17 protein-coding genes are annotated in these 17,005 nt (G+C 67.5%); 9 read left to right on the top strand and 8 right to left on the bottom strand.

The genetic code is table 11. The features are described 5' to 3' along the window. The first annotated feature begins 88 nt into the window (after window positions 1–88). From ACT531_RS17200 to ACT531_RS17185, 4 genes are all read left to right on the top strand, one after another. On the top strand, window positions 89–1,048 hold the full coding sequence (locus ACT531_RS17200) for an MBL fold metallo-hydrolase (protein ID WP_476018200.1): 960 nt from the start codon (window positions 89–91) through the stop codon (window positions 1,046–1,048). 26 nt (window positions 1,049–1,074) lie between these two features. Further along, window positions 1,075–2,727 carry an FAD-dependent oxidoreductase gene (locus ACT531_RS17195; RefSeq protein ID WP_476018199.1) on the top strand — a complete coding sequence of 551 codons (1,653 nt, stop codon included), beginning with the start codon at window positions 1,075–1,077 and terminating at the stop codon, window positions 2,725–2,727. A gap of 26 nt (window positions 2,728–2,753) precedes the next feature. Continuing rightward, on the top strand, window positions 2,754–3,011 hold the full coding sequence (locus ACT531_RS17190) for a DUF2783 domain-containing protein (RefSeq protein WP_476018198.1): 258 nt from the start codon (window positions 2,754–2,756) through the stop codon (window positions 3,009–3,011). 96 nt (window positions 3,012–3,107) lie between these two features. Next, on the top strand, window positions 3,108–4,076 hold the full coding sequence (locus ACT531_RS17185) for a Bug family tripartite tricarboxylate transporter substrate binding protein (RefSeq protein WP_476018251.1): 969 nt from the start codon (window positions 3,108–3,110) through the stop codon (window positions 4,074–4,076). A gap of 6 nt (window positions 4,077–4,082) precedes the next feature. On the opposite strand, the gene ACT531_RS17180 is transcribed toward ACT531_RS17185, so the two are convergent. Genes ACT531_RS17180 through ACT531_RS17170 form a run of 3 tightly spaced genes read right to left on the bottom strand, consistent with a single transcriptional unit; the run spans window position 4,083 to window position 5,800 of the window. Continuing rightward, a complete protein-coding gene (locus ACT531_RS17180; protein ID WP_476018197.1) occupies window positions 4,083–4,634 on the bottom strand; it encodes a DUF2062 domain-containing protein in 552 nt (183 codons plus the stop codon). After that, the gene (locus tag ACT531_RS17175; RefSeq protein WP_167514376.1) at window positions 4,631–4,789 is read right to left on the bottom strand and encodes a hypothetical protein; all 159 of its coding nucleotides are present in this window, start codon (window positions 4,787–4,789) and stop codon (window positions 4,631–4,633) included. Before ACT531_RS17175 ends, ACT531_RS17180 begins: the two co-directional genes overlap by 4 nt. A 27-nt stretch (window positions 4,790–4,816) precedes the next feature. After that, window positions 4,817–5,800 carry a TerC family protein gene (locus ACT531_RS17170; protein WP_060987433.1) on the bottom strand — a complete coding sequence of 328 codons (984 nt, stop codon included), beginning with the start codon at window positions 5,798–5,800 and terminating at the stop codon, window positions 4,817–4,819. A 162-nt stretch (window positions 5,801–5,962) separates the two neighbouring features. On the opposite strand from ACT531_RS17170, the gene ACT531_RS17165 reads away from it, so the two are divergent. Beyond that, window positions 5,963–6,865, top strand: coding sequence for a LysR family transcriptional regulator (locus ACT531_RS17165; RefSeq protein ID WP_108625908.1), 903 nt, complete (start codon window positions 5,963–5,965; stop codon window positions 6,863–6,865). A 79-nt stretch (window positions 6,866–6,944) separates the two neighbouring features. Here ACT531_RS17165 and ACT531_RS17160 read toward each other — a convergent pair whose 3' ends face one another. The 4 genes from ACT531_RS17160 to ACT531_RS17145 all read right to left on the bottom strand — a co-directional run bounded on the left by ACT531_RS17160 (window position 6,945) and on the right by ACT531_RS17145 (window position 11,389). Next, window positions 6,945–7,673 carry an alpha/beta hydrolase gene (locus ACT531_RS17160; protein WP_476018196.1) on the bottom strand — a complete coding sequence of 243 codons (729 nt, stop codon included), beginning with the start codon at window positions 7,671–7,673 and terminating at the stop codon, window positions 6,945–6,947. Window positions 7,674–7,857: 184 nt separating this feature from the next. Further along, entirely contained in the window at window positions 7,858–8,829 is a 972-nt protein-coding gene (locus ACT531_RS17155) for a helix-turn-helix domain-containing protein (protein ID WP_476018195.1), read from the bottom strand. Window positions 8,830–8,914: 85 nt separating this feature from the next. Continuing rightward, window positions 8,915–10,246 (bottom strand): sulfatase family protein, encoded by a 1,332-nt coding sequence (locus ACT531_RS17150; RefSeq protein ID WP_476018194.1) that lies wholly within the window; start codon window positions 10,244–10,246, stop codon window positions 8,915–8,917. A 189-nt stretch (window positions 10,247–10,435) separates the two neighbouring features. Next, complete coding sequence (locus tag ACT531_RS17145) at window positions 10,436–11,389, bottom strand: Bug family tripartite tricarboxylate transporter substrate binding protein (protein ID WP_476018193.1); 954 nt, start codon at window positions 11,387–11,389, stop codon at window positions 10,436–10,438. A gap of 117 nt (window positions 11,390–11,506) precedes the next feature. Here ACT531_RS17145 and ACT531_RS17140 point away from each other — a divergent pair, with 117 nt between their 5' ends. The 4 genes from ACT531_RS17140 (at window position 11,507) to ACT531_RS17125 (ending at window position 15,919) form a co-directional block, all read left to right on the top strand. After that, on the top strand, window positions 11,507–12,052 hold the full coding sequence (locus ACT531_RS17140) for a MarR family transcriptional regulator (protein WP_291444181.1): 546 nt from the start codon (window positions 11,507–11,509) through the stop codon (window positions 12,050–12,052). 135 nt (window positions 12,053–12,187) lie between these two features. Continuing rightward, window positions 12,188–13,768 (top strand): MFS transporter, encoded by a 1,581-nt coding sequence (locus ACT531_RS17135; RefSeq protein ID WP_476018192.1) that lies wholly within the window; start codon window positions 12,188–12,190, stop codon window positions 13,766–13,768. Window positions 13,769–13,869: 101 nt separating this feature from the next. After that, complete coding sequence (gene hemE, locus ACT531_RS17130; RefSeq protein WP_422847887.1) at window positions 13,870–14,982, top strand: uroporphyrinogen decarboxylase; 1,113 nt, start codon at window positions 13,870–13,872, stop codon at window positions 14,980–14,982. 52 nt (window positions 14,983–15,034) lie between these two features. Then, window positions 15,035–15,919, top strand: a complete 885-nt coding sequence (locus tag ACT531_RS17125; RefSeq protein WP_476018191.1) for a helix-turn-helix domain-containing protein — start codon at window positions 15,035–15,037, stop codon at window positions 15,917–15,919. Window positions 15,920–15,931: 12 nt separating this feature from the next. On the opposite strand, the gene ACT531_RS17120 is transcribed toward ACT531_RS17125, so the two are convergent. Further along, window positions 15,932–16,393, bottom strand: a complete 462-nt coding sequence (locus tag ACT531_RS17120; RefSeq protein WP_370220959.1) for a NuoB/complex I 20 kDa subunit family protein — start codon at window positions 16,391–16,393, stop codon at window positions 15,932–15,934. Window positions 16,394–17,005 lie beyond the last annotated feature (612 nt).

The following is a 17,005-nucleotide window of genomic DNA, read 5'->3' as shown; positions in this document are numbered from 1 at the left end:
ACAAATGCGTTAGACATGAACGAATTTCTTGCCTAACATCAACGCATTCCGTTTAGATAAACGCATTCACCATTAACAAATCACTACCATGAGCACCGTCAAAACCTTTGCCTCCGCCGCCGACCTCGAAGTGAAGAAGGTGAGCTTCGACAAGCTCTCCGACCACGCCTATGCCTACACGGCCGAGGGCGACCCCAACACCGGCATCATCATTGGCGACGACGCGGTGATGGTCATCGACACCCAGGCCACGCCGGTGATGGCGCAGGACGTGATCCGCCGCATCCGCGAGGTGACGGACAAGCCTATCAAGTACGTCCTGCTCTCCCACTACCACGCGGTGCGCGTGCTGGGCGCAAGCGCTTACGGCGCTGAGCACATCATTGCCAGCGAGGACACGCGCGACCTGATCGTGGAGCGCGGCCAGTTCGACAAGGACAGCGAGATCGGCCGCTTTCCGCGCCTGTTCCAGAACGTGGAGAGCGTGCCGGACGGCCTGACCTGGCCGACCATGACCTTCAACCAAAAGATGACCCTGTGGCTGGGCAAGCTGGAGGTGCAGATCCTGCAACTGGGTCGGGGCCACACCAAGGGCGATACGGTCGCCTGGCTGCCGCAGGAAAAGATCCTGTTCAGCGGCGACCTGGTGGAGTTCGACGCCACGCCGTATGCGGGCGACGCTTATTTCCAGGACTGGCCGCAGACCCTGGACAACATCGCGGCTCTGAAGCCCGAAAAGCTGGTGCCCGGCCGTGGCGCCGCGCTGCAGACGCCCGAGCAGGTGCAGGCGGGCCTGGCGGGCACGCGCGCCTTCATCAGCGACCTGTACGAGAGCGTGAAGGCCAGTGCGGCCCAGGGCGAAGACCTGCGCAAGGTGTACGAGGCCACGTTTGCCCAACTGCAACCCAAGTACGGGCACTGGGTCATCTTCAACCACTGCATGCCGTTTGACGTGACCCGGGCGTACGACGAGGCCACGCAGTACCCCGACCCGCGCATCTGGACCGCCGAGCGCGACATCCAAATGTGGAAGGCTCTGGAAGGCTAGGCCGCTGAGGTTGGAGGAGACAAAAAATGAACCCTAGAGACATCCCCCAAGAGGCCTTCCACGCCAGCGGCGCCGAAGTGCAGGCCCTCGATTTTGGTTACGTACGCTCGCCCGACCAGGACCGCGCGACGCCTGCGCAGCACCCCATCGTGATCATCGGCGCGGGCCCTGTGGGCCTGTCGCTCGCCATCGACCTGGCCCAGCGCGGACAGCGCGTGGTGGTGCTGGACAACGACCACAAGCTCTCCATCGGCTCGCGCGCCATCTGCTTTGCCAAGCGCACGCTGGAGATCTGGGACCGCCTGGGTGTGGGCCAGCGCATGGTGGACAAGGGCGTGTCGTGGAACCTGGGCAAGGTGTTCCTCAAAGACGAGCAGCTCTATGAATTCAACCTGCTGCCCGAAGAAGGCCACGAGCGCCCCGCCTTCATCAACCTGCAGCAGTACTACGCCGAGGCCTACCTGGTGGAGCGTGCGCTGCAGCTGCCGGGCATCGACATCCGCTGGCTCAACAAGGTGACGGCCGTGCAAAGCCGCGCAGACGGCGCACTGCTGAGCATCGACACGCCCGAGGGCGCTTACCAGATCGACGCGCAATGGCTGGTGGCCTGCGACGGCGCGCGCTCGCCCACGCGGCAGATGTTGGGGCTGGAGAGCAAGGGGCGCATTTTTCAGGACCGCTTCTTGATCGCCGATGTGAAGCTGGCGGATGAGGCGAACTTCCCCACCGAGCGCTGGTTCTGGTTCGACCCACCCTTTCATCCCAACCAGAGCGTGCTGCTGCACCGCCAGCCCGACAACGTCTGGCGCATCGACTTCCAGCTGGGCTGGGACGCCGACCCCGAAGAAGAAAAGAAGCCCGAGAACATCATCCCGCGCGTGAAAGCGTTGCTGGGCGCGGAGGCGCAGTTTGAGCTGGACTGGGCCAGCGTCTACACCTTTGCCTGCCTGCGCATGGACCAGTTCGTGCACGGCCGCGTCATCTTTGCGGGCGACAGCGCCCACGGCGTTTCGCCCTTTGGTGCACGGGGCGCCAACAGCGGCGTGCAGGACGCGGAGAACCTGGCCTGGAAGCTCGATTGGGTGCTCCAGGGCCGCGCCAGCCCCGCGCTGGTGAGCACCTATGGCCCCGAGCGTGAATACGCGGCGGACGAGAACCTGTGCAACTCCACCCGCGCCACCGACTTCATCACGCCCAAGAGCGAGGTGAGCCGCCTGTTCCGCGACGCGGCCCTGCACCTGGCGCGTGAGCACGCGTTTGCGCGCCGCATCGTCAACAGCGGCCGCCTGTCGGTGCCGGCCACGCTGCATGCATCGCCATTGAACACGCCCGACACCGATGCGTTTGCGGGCACACAGGTGCCCGGCGCCGTGCTGCTGGATGCACCGTTGACGAAGCAGGGCCAGCCCACCTGGCTGCTGCGCGAGCTGGGGCCGGACTTCACGCTGCTGGTGTTTGGCCCCGCCCCTGCATGGGCCCATGGCCTGCTCGGTGTGAAGGTGCTGCAGATCGGCATCGACGTGCTCGACCACCAGGCGCTGGCCGCCCAGCGGCTGGACGCGCTACCGCGCACCGTGTACCTGGTGCGGCCCGACCAGCATGTGTGCGCACGCTGGCGCACGCCCACCGAAGCCGCGGTGCGCAGCGCGCTGGCCCGTGCCACGGCCGCAGCAGTCTGACCAGGAAGACGACAAGGAACATGCCCATGCTGAACACCCAACCGAACCTGCAGGCCTGCGACGATTTTTATGAAGCGCTGATTGCGGCGCACCAGGGCCTGTCCACGCCCGAGAGCCACGCCATGAACGCACGCCTGGTGCTGCTGCTGGCCAACCACATTGGCGACCAGGCCACGCTGCAGCACGCGCTGCAACTGGCGCGCGGCAGTGCCGTGCCGATGGCCGACCGGCGCACCATCCCAGCCATCACGCCGGTGGTGCCCACCCACGCGGTGGCGGCCTAGCCGCAGCCCCTTCTCATCCCCACGGCTTCAGCACCGCGCAGACGGTGCAGGGCCCGACTCGCCTTGAACCTTGACCAAAACGGAGACATCACCACCATGCAGCGCAAACATTTCCTCGCCACCCTTGCGGGCCTGGCACTGGCCACCACACTGCCCCTGGCCCACGCCCAGGATTCCAAGCCGCTCGAATGGGTGGTGGGCTACGCCGCAGGCGGCGGCTCGGACATCGTGGCGCGCACCATTGCCGAGTCGATGTCGGCCACGCTGGGCCGCACCATCATCGTCAACAACAAGCCCGGCGCGGGCACCAACATTGCCGCCGAGTACAGCGCACGCAACAAGGACTACGGCAACCTGATGTTCTCGGCCGACTTCGCCACGCTGGCGGCCAACCCGTTCTTGTTCAGCAAGCTCAGCTACAACGCCGAAAAGGACTTCCAGCCCGTGGGCCTGCTGGTGCGCTTTCCGATGTTCCTGGTGGTGTCCAACAGCGTGCCCGCCAAGAACCTCAAGGAGTTCATGGCCTGGGCCAAGGGCATGCCCGATGGGGTGAACTGGGCATCGGCCGGCCCCGGCAGCCCGCACCACCTGGTGGGCGAGCTGTTCCGCGAGCAAAGCGGTCTCAAGCTCACGCATGTGCCCTATCGCGGCGCAGCCCCAGCCATCCAGGACGTGATCGGCGGCCAGGTGCCTGCGATGTGGATCGACAGCGCCACGGTGTACCCGTTCCTCACAGGCAACAAGGTGCGCGCCATTGGTGTGGCCAGCCCGCAGCGCGTGGCGACCATGCCCGATGTGCCCACGATTTCCGAACAAGGTCTGCAGGGGTTTGAAGGCTTTGCATGGCAGGGCCTGGTGGTGCCCACCGGCGCACCGGCCGATGTGGTGGCCAGCTTCAGCAAGGCACTGCAGACGGCCCTGGCCGACACGCGCACCAAGGCGCGCCTGCAGGCCCTAGGGGTGGAGCCCATGCCCGGCACCGCTGCCCAGATGGGCAGCTTTGCGCGCACCGAACGGGAGAAGTGGGGGCGAGTCATCACCAAGGTGGGCGTAAAACTCGACTGACCCCCCTCAGCGGCTGCGCGCCAGCCTTCGCTTGCGGTGCAAGGCGGGCGCGAGCCACAGCAGCTGCATCGTCACATAACCCAGCACCGCCAGCAGCAGGCCCAGCGTGGGCAGGCCGATCAAAAGCGGCGTGCCCAGCGCCTGCATCCAGGTGCCCAGTGCCTGCACCGTGAACTCCCCACCCGGCGCCACGCTGCTCCAGGCGGGCAGGGTCTGCGCGCCAGGCATCACCAGCGCCCCGAGGTAGAAGGCCATCACATACAGCGGCACGGTGGTGAGCGGGTTGGTATAGAAGGTGGCCACGCCCCCGGCCACCACGTTGCCGCGCAGCCAGGCGCACACCAGCAGCGTGCCCGGGATCTGCAGCGGCCCGGGGATCAGGCCGCAGAACATGCCCGCCGCCACCCCGCGCGCCAGCGGCTGGCGCTGAAAGCGGAACAGCGCGCGCTGCTCCAGCCAGGGCTGGAACTGCGCCAGCCAGCTGCGGTCCAGCAGCTGCCGGGCCCGGGGCTCCAGGGCCCGCAGCCAGCGGCGCAGGCGACACAGCGGCTGCATCATGCGACGAACGCTACTGCGGTGCCAGCGCCCCACAAGGTGGTCAGGCCCACCAGCAGGCGCACGTCGCGCGGCTCATTCTCCGCACGGTAGGCCATCGCGGTGGCCCCCACCAGGCCCAACAACATGCACAGCATCACCGATTCGATCAGATCCATGGCTCGGGTCTCCCGGTTCGGCAGCGATCAGGCCTTGGGGGGCAGTGCGGGTGGGGCGCCCTTGGCCGCCTCGCCCGAATTGCGCAGCGACAGGAAGATCGACCCGGCGATCAGCGTGGCCGTGACCAGCAACGCATAGCCAATCGGAATCTTCACAAAGTCGATGAGCAACATCTTGCCGCCGATGAAGACCAGGACCAGCGCCAGACCATAGGCCAGCAGGTGGAAGCGGTCGGCCAGGTCAGCCAGCAGGAAGTACAGCGCACGCAGGCCCAGGATGGCAAAGATGTTGGCTGTGAGCACGATGAACGGGTCGCTGGTGATGGCGAAGATGGCCGGGATGCTATCCACCGCAAAGATGATGTCGGTCGTGCCGATCAGGATCAGCACCACGAACAAGGGCGTGTAGTGCTTGACGCCGTTGATCATGGTGGAGAGCTTTTCACCATCGAACTGGTCGGTGATGCGGATGCGCTTTTTCAGGAACTTGAGCACCGGGTTGGTGGCGATGTCAGGCTCCTGCCCGGCGGCAAACCACATCTTCACGCCCGTGACGACCAGGAACGCACCGAACACATACAGCAGCCAGTGGAAGGTGGCCAGCAGCCAGGCGCCTGCCAGGATCAGCAGCGTGCGCAGCACGATGGCGCCGATGATGCCGATGATGAGCGCGCGCTTCTGGTACTGCGGTGGCACGGCAAAGTAGCTGAACAGCATCAGGAAGACGAAGATGTTGTCCACCGACAGGCTCTTCTCCACCAGGTAGCCGGTGATGAACTGCATGGACACCGTGTTGGCGACCTCGCGGCCCTGGCTGCTGTCCAGGTACCACCACAGAATGGCCACGAACACAAAGGCCAGCGAGAACCACAACAGGCTCCAGCGCGCGGCCTCGCCCATGGTGACCTTGTGCGCGCCCTGGCGCTCCATGACCAGCAGGTCCACGCCAATGGCGATGACCACGAAGACGGCAAATCCCGCCCACATCCACCACGTTCCGATTGTTTCCATCGAGTTTCTCCAAAGATGCCCTCATACGCCCAGACCAGCCGGGCGCCCAAGCCCCGCACTGTAGGGGTCGGGGTACTTCTTTAAAACCTGTGATCACAGTAGTATTAGTTCGGTTTTTACGAACCAAACCCCTTCCCTCGACTTCTCCCCCCGGAAAACCCCATGAGCCAGAGCTTCAACTACCGCCATCTTTTCTACTTCTGGGTGGTGGCCAAGGAGGGCGGCATTGCCCGCGCCGCCGAGCGGCTGGACATGGCCGTGCAGACCATCAGCGCCCAGGTGCGCGAGCTGGAGAAGTCGCTGGGCGTGAGCCTGCTGCGCACCGAGGGCCGCAACCTGGTGCTGACCGACGCGGGCGTGGCTGCGCTGCACGAGGCCGACCACATCTTTGCGCTGGGCGAGCTGCTGCCCGTGCGCGTGCGCGAGGCCGCCAGCGGTCAAACGCTGCGGCTGAACCTGGGCATATCCGACGGCATTGCCAAGCTGGCCGTGCACCGGCTGCTGACGCCCGTGCTGGACGAGCCCCACCTGCGCCTGCTGTGCCACGAGGGCGAGTTCCAGCCCCTCTTAGGCGAGCTGGCGCTGCACAAGCTCGACGCCGTGCTCGCCGACCGCGCCGCGCCCCCCAACCCCGCCCTGCGCACCACCAGCCAGCTGCTGGGCACGAGCGCGATTGCCTGGTACGCGCCCCCGCTGTGGGCCGAGGCGGCGGCCAACAACTTTCCGCACAGCCTGGCCGTGGTGCCCGTGCTGCTGCCCACCGACCACGCCGCCATGCGCGCACGCATCGACCACTGGCTGGAGCGCGAACGCATCCGCCCGCACATTGCCGGGGAGTTCGAAGACAGCGCCCTCTTGAGCACCTTTGCCGCCACCGGCATGGGCGTGATGCCTGCACCGGTCTCGCTGGGCGAGCACCTGGCCCAGACCCACGGGCTGGTGCAGGTGGGCACCGCGCCCGACGTGCAGGAGCAGTTCCACCTGATCTACAGCGCGCGCAAGGTGATGCACCCGCTGCTCACGCGGCTGTTGGAGGCGGGCCAGGGCGGGACGCTATTGAATTAATAGCTGCCAGCGCATATTCATCTAACGCTTGAGGCCAAAAACACTCAAAAACCGACGCATACCCCCTGCGCAGGGCCCGTCAGTCGCGCCCGGCCCGCTCGATGTGAAGCGCCGCCGATGCCGGGTCGGAAAAGCACAGCTCGTGGCTGCCCGGGCACTCCACCAGGCGGAACAGGCCCAGCCGCTCCGACAGGCGCGGGTGCCAGGGCAGGCTGTGGGGCAGCGCGGTGTCCTGCTGCGCGTTCAGGTAGCTCTTGCCCACCTCCAGCGCGGCCAGCGGCACCGGTAGCTGCGCCGGTTCGGTGAAGGTGCGGTAGGGATGGGGGTTGAGCAGCGCGTAGGTGCTTTGCGCCAGGGCCTCGTCGGCATCGTTGATGAAGGCCTCGCGCCAGATGGGGTACGGCAGCATCACGGCATTGCCGCTGCTGGCCGCCACCTGGTCGAACAGCGCGCGGTAGTGTGGCGGCACCAGGTCGTTCAGGCACTCGCCCGGCTGCGGCACAAAGGCGTTCCAGTACACCAGGCGGCGAATGCGCCCGGGCAGGCGCGCAGGCATGTGGCTGATGACCATGCCGCCATAGCTGTGGCCCACCAGGCGCACGTCGGTCAGGCCATGGCTGTCGATGAAGGCCGCCAGCGAATCCACCGCATCGGCCAGGCCCGTGGCCGCGCGGTCGTCGCCGGGGTGGTTGCCCGCGAGCGTGGGGCAGTGCACCGTGTGGCCCCGCGCGCGCAGGTGGGTGGCGGTGGCTTCCATCTCGGCACCGGTGTGCCAGGCGCCATGGACCAGGACATAGGTATCCGGCATGTGTGTGTCTCCTTGGGGTTGTATTGCAGGACCGGGCAAACCGCCCTGCCGCTACCTTAGGAACACCGGACGGGGCTGAATGGCCCGCGCGTGCCAGCCGGCTGTGCTGGGTGTGCCAAAAGCTCCACCACCGGGCAGCACGGCAAGCCGAAGCCACAACGACCCGGAGGATCGGGAGACGGAATCAGCCGCCGCGCCGCCACTGCGCGGGCGACACACCCATGGTGCGCTGGAAGGCGCGTGCGAAATGCGAAGGGTCGGCAAAGCCGCAGCGCCGCCCGATCTCGCCCACGGCCACATGGGCCAGCTGGGGGCGGCGCAGCAACTCGCCCGCCCGCGCGAGGCGCAGTTCGCGCAAGGTGCCCGCAAAGGTGTGGCCCTGGGCCGCAAACGCCCGATGCAGGGTGCGCAGCGACACGCCCGCCTCCTGCGCCAGCACTGAGGCCGAGAGGCTGGGCTGGTCGATGCGCGCCCGCAGCAGCGCGCACAGGTGGGCATGCAGGCTGCCTGCCGCCGTAGGGGCGTGTGGCTGGGGCGGCTCCAGCGCCGCGCACAACAGCGCACCTAGGTGATCGGACAGCAAGGCGGGTGGCAGGGCCTGCGCCGAGGCCGGGTCGCGCGCCAACTGCACGGCCAGCGCCCCCAGGCTCTGGCCCCAGCCCTGGTCGCGCCAGGCCACACGCGGCCCGGGTGCCTCGGCCTGCTGCAGCCACTGCCCCACCCAGGCGCGCGGCAGCTGCAGCGACACGCAGTGCACGCCTTCTGGGAAGTGCAGTTCGTACGGCCGGGCCGAATCCAGCAGCACCACATCGCCCGGTCGCAGGTGGGCCACATGGCCGTCCTGGCGCACATGCCACGCGGTCTCGGCCTGGCCGATCAGGTAGAAGGGCAGCTGGCGGCTGCGCGCAATGCCGGCGGGCGTGCGAAACACATCCTGGGTAGAGGCCCGCACGCGGTTGATAGAGAGCGTCTCCACCGGCAGGCTTTGCAGCTCGCCGCCAAACAGCGGTGCCTCGCGGGAACTGCAGTCCATCTCCAGAAACGCCTCGCAGATCGCGCCCACCCAGTAGTCCAGTCGCGCGGGCGGCGCCACCACGTCGGTGGTCCACTGGCGCAGAGCAGTGGGGGACAAAGGCGCGTGGGCAACAGCGGGCATGGTGCCCAATCTACCGGCAAGGGTGCCGGGCGGGCAACAGGGCAAGCCCTGCCGTCCGCCCGCTGACCTACCTGCCCGCCAGGACTCAGCGCTGCGGCATGTCCTTGACGGAGTACCCCAGGCTCACCGTGGCATCGTCAGGAATGGCGGGCATGGACGCATTCCACGCCTCCCACGCGGCGCGCATGGCCTGCAGGCGGTCGGGCTCCACAGGCGCACGGTTGGCGCGCTCGCGTTCGTCGTCGGCCAGGTTGAACAGGTAATCGTTGCCGTCCACCCGCAGGTACTTCCACACGCCCTGGCGCATGGCGCGCTGGCCCCGGTGGTTCATGCGCCAGAACAGCGGGGGCTCGTCGATCACGTTGGCATCGCGCAGCAGCGGCATCAGCGAGCGGCCGTCCAGCGGGTAGTCCGCATGTGCGGCGGCGCCTGCGGCGTCGAGCATGGTGGCCGACCAGTCCATGGTCATGCAGGTCTGCGCGCTCACGCCGCCCGGGGCAATCACCGCAGGCCAGTGCGCGATCCAGGGCACGCGGATGCCGCCTTCGGTCAGGTCCATCTTGCCGCCCACCAGGGGCCAGTTGTCCGAGAAGCGCTCGCCGCCGTTGTCGCTGGTGAACACCACCAGCGTGTCGCGCGCCAGGCCCTTTGCCTCCAGCAGCGCCATGATGCGGCCGATGCCCTCGTCCATGTGGTGGATCATGCGGCGGTAAGTCTCGATGTTGCCGCCGTGCAGGTGGAACAGGTTCGTCTTCACCTCCTGCGCCAGCGCCTCATCGTCGCGCGTCTCCCAGGGCCAGTGGGGCGCGGTGTAGTGCAGGCTCAGAAAGAACGGCGTGCCGGCCTGCGCGCCCGGCGCCATGCGCTGCACATAGTCGAGCGCGTGGTCGGTGATGAGGTCAGTCAGGTAGCCGTCCTGCTGCTTTTCCTCCTCGCCCAGGTACAGGTCGTGGGCGCCATTGGAGCTGCAGTGGGTGAAGTAATCCACCCCGCCCGACATGGGCCCGAAGAACTCGTCATACCCCGAGCGCAGGGGCCCGAACGCAGGTGGATAGCCCAGGTGCCACTTGCCCATCAGCGCCGTGCGGTAGCCCGATGCGCGCAGCAGCGACGGCAACGTGGGATGCTCGGGCGGCAGTCCCAGGGTGGTGCTGCCCCGGCTTTTGCTGTTGATGGGCTCCTCGGCCGCGCCGCGCAGGCGGTACTGGTAACGCGCCGTCATCAGCGCAAAGCGCGTGGGCGAGCAGACGGGCGAATTGGAATAGCCCTGCGTGAGCTTGAGTCCGTTGGCCGCCAGCTGGTCGAGCACCGGCGACACGGGGCCAAAGGCTGCGTCGCGCCCGCCATAGCAGCCCAGGTCGGCATAGCCGAGGTCGTCGGCAACGATGAAGATGATGTTGGGGCGTGGATGGCTCATGGTGATGTCTTGAGAAGAGGACTGCGAAAGGCAACACTGAATGAGTCTTCGCGATGGCGCGTGCCCCGATTTGGGATGGGCGGCTAGGCGCAAAGCGCAGCCATAGCCCGTGCTACGGCGAGCATTTGCAACGACGCAGACCGCCCAAAGCGGGGTGCGCGGCGCGCGACGGACTCGTTCAGTGTTGCCTTAGGGCTTGAAGCCCGAGCGCTGTACGACTGGCGCCCACTGCGCGCGGTAAGCCTTGAGCATGGCTTCGGTCTGCGCCATGGTCGCCACCACGGGCTCCATCTTGGCGGTTGCGAACTTGCGCTGGGTGTCGGGGTCCTTCATCACCTCATGGATCAGGCCGGCCAGTCGCTCGGCCTGCGCTTTGGGCATGCTCATGGGCGCGAAGAAGGTGTTCCAGCCAGTGGCGGCCAGGTCCATGCCACTTTCCTTGAAGGTGGGGATCTGGGGCGCCAGCGCGCTGCGCTTGGCGCTCGACACGGCCAGGATGCGGATCTTGCCGGCCTCGTGCTGGGGCAGCAGGGTGTCAAACGTATCGAAAGCTACGGGCACCTGGCCGCCCAGCAAGTCGTTGAGCAGGGGGGCCGAACCCCGGTAGCCCACCACCTCGGCGCGCACCTTGGCGGCGTCGCCCACCATCAGGCCAAAAAAGTGCGGCAGGCTGCCCGTGGCGGGCACGCCGAAGTTGGCCTTGTCCGGGTTGGCCTTGAGCCAGGCCATGAGGTGCGGCAGCTCCTTGACCGGCACGGCACTGCCCACGGCCACGCCGAATTCATAGCTGTTGACATGGCTCACAGGGCGGAAGTCGCGCTCAGGGTCATAGCCCGCATCGGGGAAGACCAGCGGCGCCACCAGCATCACGGCGGGGTTGGCCAGCAGCAGCGTGGGCTGGTTGGCGGGCGCGGCCTTCACGGCCTGGGCCGACAGGCGGCCGCCCGCGCCGGTCTTGTTCTCCACGATCACGGGCGTGCCAAGCTTGCTGCCCAGCTTGTCGGCCACGATGCGGGCGACGCGGTCGGTCGCACCACCGGGGGCGTAGCCCACCACGATGCGCAGCGGAGTGTCCTGCGCCTGGGCCAGGGTGGCGCACAGGGCGAGTGCGGCAGTCAGCACAAAAGCAAGGGGTTTGCGCATGGTCGAAATCTCCAGGGGCGATGGCAGGGCCTGCGCAGCCGCGCAGGGGGTGGATGGCCGGACTGTATTGGCCACACAATCAATTGATCTAATCAATCATTGCCCGGAAATACCCTGATGCCTGCCCCGGCCCCCAAATCACCCGCCGCGCCCGGTCACCGGCTGGCCCACCCGCAGGCTGCCAACGACCTGCTGATGTACCGCCTCAACCGCCTGATCGCGGTGGCGGGCAGCCTGGTGGTGCGGCTGTGCGAAGGCGGCTACGGCATCACCCGCCGCGAGTGGGGGCTGATGATGATGCTGGCGCAGCACCCCGGCATGCCCCCGGCCGAGCTGGCCCAGCGCCTGGGGCTGGACCGGGCCCGCACCTCGCGCGCCATCACCTCGCTGCTGACCAAGAAGCTCATCACCCGCGACGCCATGCCCGGCGACCGGCGCCAGGCCCGGCTGTCGCTCACTACGGCGGGCCAGGCCGTGCACGACGAGCTGTTTCCGCAGGTCAAGGCGCTCAACCAGGAGCTGCTGGCCGGGCTGGGTGCCGAGGCGGTGGCAGGCCTGGACCAGGCCCTGGCCGACATGCAGCGGCGCGCCGAGGCGCTGGTTGCCACCCGCACCGACGTGCCACGCACCTACCGGCTGCGCGGTGGACGGCATGTGGATTGAGGGGGTTTGCAGGATGGAGTTGCCCCAAAACGGGGAACCGGCGATATCCTCAAACCCGCCCTGAGCCACCCGCCCACGGCACGCACGCGCTCCCCTTGTCCCACAACGACCCACGCACACCCAACGCCACCCTCCATGTCCCAGCACTCGACCTCTTTGTGGAGCCCCCTGCGCCAACCCGCGTTCCGGGGCCTGTGGATTTGTGGCGGCATCTTTTTTGTGGGCAGTGGCATGCAGACCATGGCAGCTGCCTGGCTCATGGTGGAGCTGACGGGGTCCTCCTTCCTGGCCGCGCTGGTGCAGACCGCCGTGTTCATGCCCATGTTCTTGCTGGCTCTGCCCGCCGGGGTGCTGGCCGACACCACCGACCGGCGGCGCCTGATCTCTGGCGCACTGCTGGCGCAGGCGGGGGCCAGCGCACTGCTCACGCTGCTGGTGCTGGGCGGCTGGGGCGGGTCGGCCTCGGTGCTGTTCCTGGTGTTTGTGTGTGGCTGCTGCACGGCGGTGCTCACACCCGCGTGGAACTCGTCGGTCATCGACCCCGTGCCGCGCGACGAGTGGCCCCAGGCCATCACCGCGGTGAGCATTGCCTACAACGCGGCGCGCGCCGTTGGGCCCACGCTGGCGGGCCTGGTGTTTGCGCAGCTGGGCGCGGGCTGGGTGTTTGCGATCACCGTGACCACCACGCTGGTGATGTGGGAGTCCATCCGCCGCTGGCCGCCCAAGGCGCACCCGCCTTCCAAGCTGCCCGCCGAGCGCCTGTGGGGCGGCACCCTGAGCGGTCTGCGTTTTGCCTGGCACTCTCGCATGATCCTGGCGCAACTGGTGCGCGTGATGGCCTTCAGCGCCGCGGGCTCGGCCCTGTGGGCGCTGCTGCCGGTGATTGCGCAGCGCCTGGGCACGGGGGCGCCGGGTTTTGGTTTGCTGATGGGCTGCCTGGGCACGGGCGCCGTGGGCGTGGGCCTGGTGCTGGGGCGGCTGCGCGCACGCTTTGGCATGGAGGTCATCGTGGGCGTGGGCGGCGTCGTGTTTGGCATCGCCATGCTGGTGGCGGCACTCACCCACATTACCTGGGTGGTCTACATCGCCATGCTGTTTGCGGGCGCGGCGTGGATGTCGGCCATGTCCACCTTCAACACCGCCACCCAGGCCAGCGCGCCGCAGTGGGTGCGCTCGCGCGCCGTGGCCATGCACATGGTGGCGGCGCTGGGTGCGTTTGCGATGGGCTCGGCCTTCTGGGGCGCGGCGTCGGACATCCTGGGCCTCACGCCCACGCTCTGCGTCGCCGCCGCGTTGATGGGCGTGGGCCTGCTGCTGGCCCGCCCCATGCCGCTGCGCATGGGTGCGCTGCACGAGGTGACCCAGGCCACGCCCTGGGATGAACTGTTCATCGAAGCCGAGCCCCTGCCCGAAGCAGGCCCCGTGGCCGTGGAGGTGGGCTACCGCATCGCCCCCGGCACCGACGCCGCCTTCCTCGACACCATCAGCCGCATGAAGGCCCCACGCCGCCGCGACGGCGCCACCTTCTGGCGCGTGTACAAGGACCTGGGCGAGCCCTCGCGTTATGTGGAGCGCTTCATCGTCGAGTCCTGGGCCGACTACCTACACCAGCGCGCCCGCGCCACGATGGCCGACCAGGCGCTGGAGACGGAAGTACGAGCGTTTTTGGCACCGGGCGAGGTGGTGCGGATGTCGCACTACATCGCGGAGCGGTAGGCGCCCTTGAGCCGACCCGCCGTGGTTCCGGCTTGATGCGCGTCAATTTCCGCAGCCGGATCGGGTACCGACACCGGCGGTCGGCCTGCGACAATCGCAGCATGACCTTCGCCCCCCTTGCCAACGACACCTTCCTGCGCGCCTGCCGCCGCCAGGCCACCGACTACACGCCCCTATGGCTCATGCGCCAGGCGGGGCGCTATCTGCCGGAGTACAAGGCCACGCGTGCCCAGGCGGGCAGCTTCATGGGCCTGGCCACCAATGTCCAGTACGCCACCGAAGTGACCTTGCAGCCGCTGGAGCGTTTTCCGCTCGACGCGGCCATCCTGTTCAGCGACATCCTCACCGTGCCCGACGCCATGGGCCTGGGCCTGTCGTTTGCCGAGGGGGAAGGCCCGCGCTTTGCCAAGGTGGTGCGCGATGAAGCCGCCGTGGCCGGGCTGGCCGTGCCCGACATGGACAAGCTGCGCTACGTGTTCGATGCGGTCACCAGCATCCGCAAGGCGCTCAACGGCCGCGTGCCGCTCATCGGCTTCTCGGGCAGCCCCTGGACGCTGGCCTGCTACATGGTCGAGGGCAAGGGATCGGACGACTACCGTCTCGTCAAGACGCTGATGTACAGCCGCCCCGACCTGATGCACCGCATCCTGGCCGTGAATGCCGACAGCGTGGCCGCGTACCTCAACGCCCAGATCGACGCCGGAGCCCAGGCCGTGATGATTTTTGACAGCTGGGGCGGCGTGCTGGCCGATGGCGCCTTCCAGGAATTCAGCCTGGCCTACACCAAGCGTGTGCTGGCCCAGCTCAAACGCACCGGCGTGGATGGCACCGACGTGCCGCGCATCGTCTTCACCAAGGGCGGCGGCATCTGGCTCGAAGACATGAAGGACATCGACTGCGAGGTGCTGGGCCTGGACTGGACGGCCAACCTGGGCAAGGCGCGCGCCATCGTCGGCGGGCAGGTGGGCGGCCCCGGCAAGGCACTGCAGGGCAACATCGACCCCAACGTGCTGTTTGCGCCGCCTGCGCAGATCGTCACCCAAGTGCATGCCGTGCTCGACAGCTTTGGCAAGCCCCACACCGACCGCAGCACCACCGGCCCCACGCACATCTTCAACCTGGGCCACGGCATCAGCCAGTTCACCCCGCCCGAGCATGTGGCGGCGCTGGTGGAGGCGGTGCATAGCCACTCGCGCGCGCAGCGCCAGGGCTGATCGCCCGGGCGAGTGCTCCAGACCGCGCGGCGCACCCGGCAGGGACCAGGTGATGGCAATGGAACATCCCGCACCGCCGCCAGCGGAGCCACCCACCGGCCCGCAGGCGCTGCCCGCCTCGGCCCTGCAAGCCCCACCCGGCGCGCTCGCGGACTGCGTGCGCGCCTTTTTCTGGCGCGACCTCGGCCGCCAGCCGCCCCACACCCCGGCGGACACGCGCGTGCCGCCCAGCCCCTACCCCGGCATCATCTGGCTCACGCGGGGCACGGCCCAGCTTGTGGAGTGTGCAGGTACGGCCACGGCAGCGGCCCTACCGGCCATCACGCTGTCGGGCGCACACCGCCATCCTTACCACTCGATCTCTTCCCGCGATGGCGATTCGTTCTGCCTGGCTTTCCAGCCCGGCGCGCTGGGGCTGCTGACAGGGCAGGACCTGGCGCCGCTGACCGACCGCATCACGGACGCGGTGACCTGGCTGCCCGAGGAGTGGCACCCCTTCCTGGCGGCCGTCCACACGGCGCCCGACCATGGCGCGCGCCAGGCGCTGTGCGTGGACTTTCTGGCCCCGCGCTGGGCGGCAGTGGCCGACCGGCACGCCGCCTGGCTGCAGGTTCTGCACCAGGCATGGCGGCGCGGCGCACGCCAGGCCCTGGCCTCCACGCTGGACTGGACGCCCCGGCACCTGCAGCGCCGCACCCGGCAACTGGCGGGCCTGCGGCCTGGCGAGATAGAACGCATGCTGCGCGCCGAACATGCACTGCTGGCCATGCGCGATGGCAACGCCGGGGCCCTCGATGCCGCACTGCGCCACGGCTACGCCGACCAGGCGCATTTCAGCCGCGAGGCGCGTGCGCTGTTCGAGAGGCCCCCCGCCGCACTCAAGGCCCACACCCAGCGGCCGGGCGACGATGCAGACTGGCTGCTGCGGCGCAGTTAAACCACCCGCCGTTTACCGCTGGATCACCCGGGGCCGCTTGATCTTGGCCTGCAACTGCAGGATGCCGTAGAGCAGCGCCTCGGCCGTGGGCGGGCAGCCGGGCACATACACATCCACCGGCACGATGCGGTCGCAACCCCGCACCACCGAGTAGCTGTAGTGGTAGTAGCCACCGCCGTTGGCGCACGAGCCCATGGAGATCACATAGCGCGGCTCGGGCATCTGGTCGTAGACCTTGCGGATGGCGGGCGCCATCTTGTTGGTGAGGGTGCCCGCCACGATCATCAGGTCGCTGTGGCGCGGGCTGGAGCGCGGGATGATGCCGAAGCGGTCCAGGTCGTAGCGCGCCATGGCGGCGTGCATCATCTCGACCGCGCAGCACGCCAGGCCGAAGGTCATGAACCACAGGCTGTCGGTGCGCGCCGCTTGCACCACCTCGTCCAGCCGGGCCAGCACAAAACCGTCGCGCTCCATGGTGGGCGCCTCTGTCATGGGGGAAGAAGAGTAAGTAGCCATGGCGGCATCGTCGCCACAAGCCGCTGCGCCGTCTTGAAGCAAAGCGACATGGAGCGCTGTGACACCCGGGACGCCAGAGACTCCGGGCCCTGCGACAATCCCCGGGCATTTCGTCGCAGATCCAGGCGCCTCGCCAGCGCACTTATGCACAAAAATGGAGCATCCTCACGCCCGGCATGACAGCAGACTGCAACTTGCCAAAAAACCTTGCCAACGCACTAAGTCGTTGATTCATAAGGATTTAAATCCCCTGCTTTTTTGACAGGCAATCCAGCCAAAGCACGATTTGACAAGGACTTGCGGGGCAAACCCAAGGGATATCAACAAAGTTATCCACAGGAATTCTGGATTTCTTACAAATACCCTGTCAAATCAACCACTTGCAGCCCAAACCGAAGAAATGCATGAACATCTGATGACGGCACTAGCACAAAAAGGGGGCTGCCTGTCCTCTTGACGAACCCATGCTGTCCGACTTATGCACACAAAACGTGATGCAGCGCAACATCGAGACGCCGAATGGGCTTAGCACAAAAATCGAAGCTAAATTTCTTCAGATGATTGATTCAT

This window comes from Acidovorax sp. DMC1, from assembly GCF_056314325.1.
The sequence above is the reverse complement of the archived record's forward strand: the minus strand, read 5'-3'. Positions and strand labels throughout refer to the sequence as shown.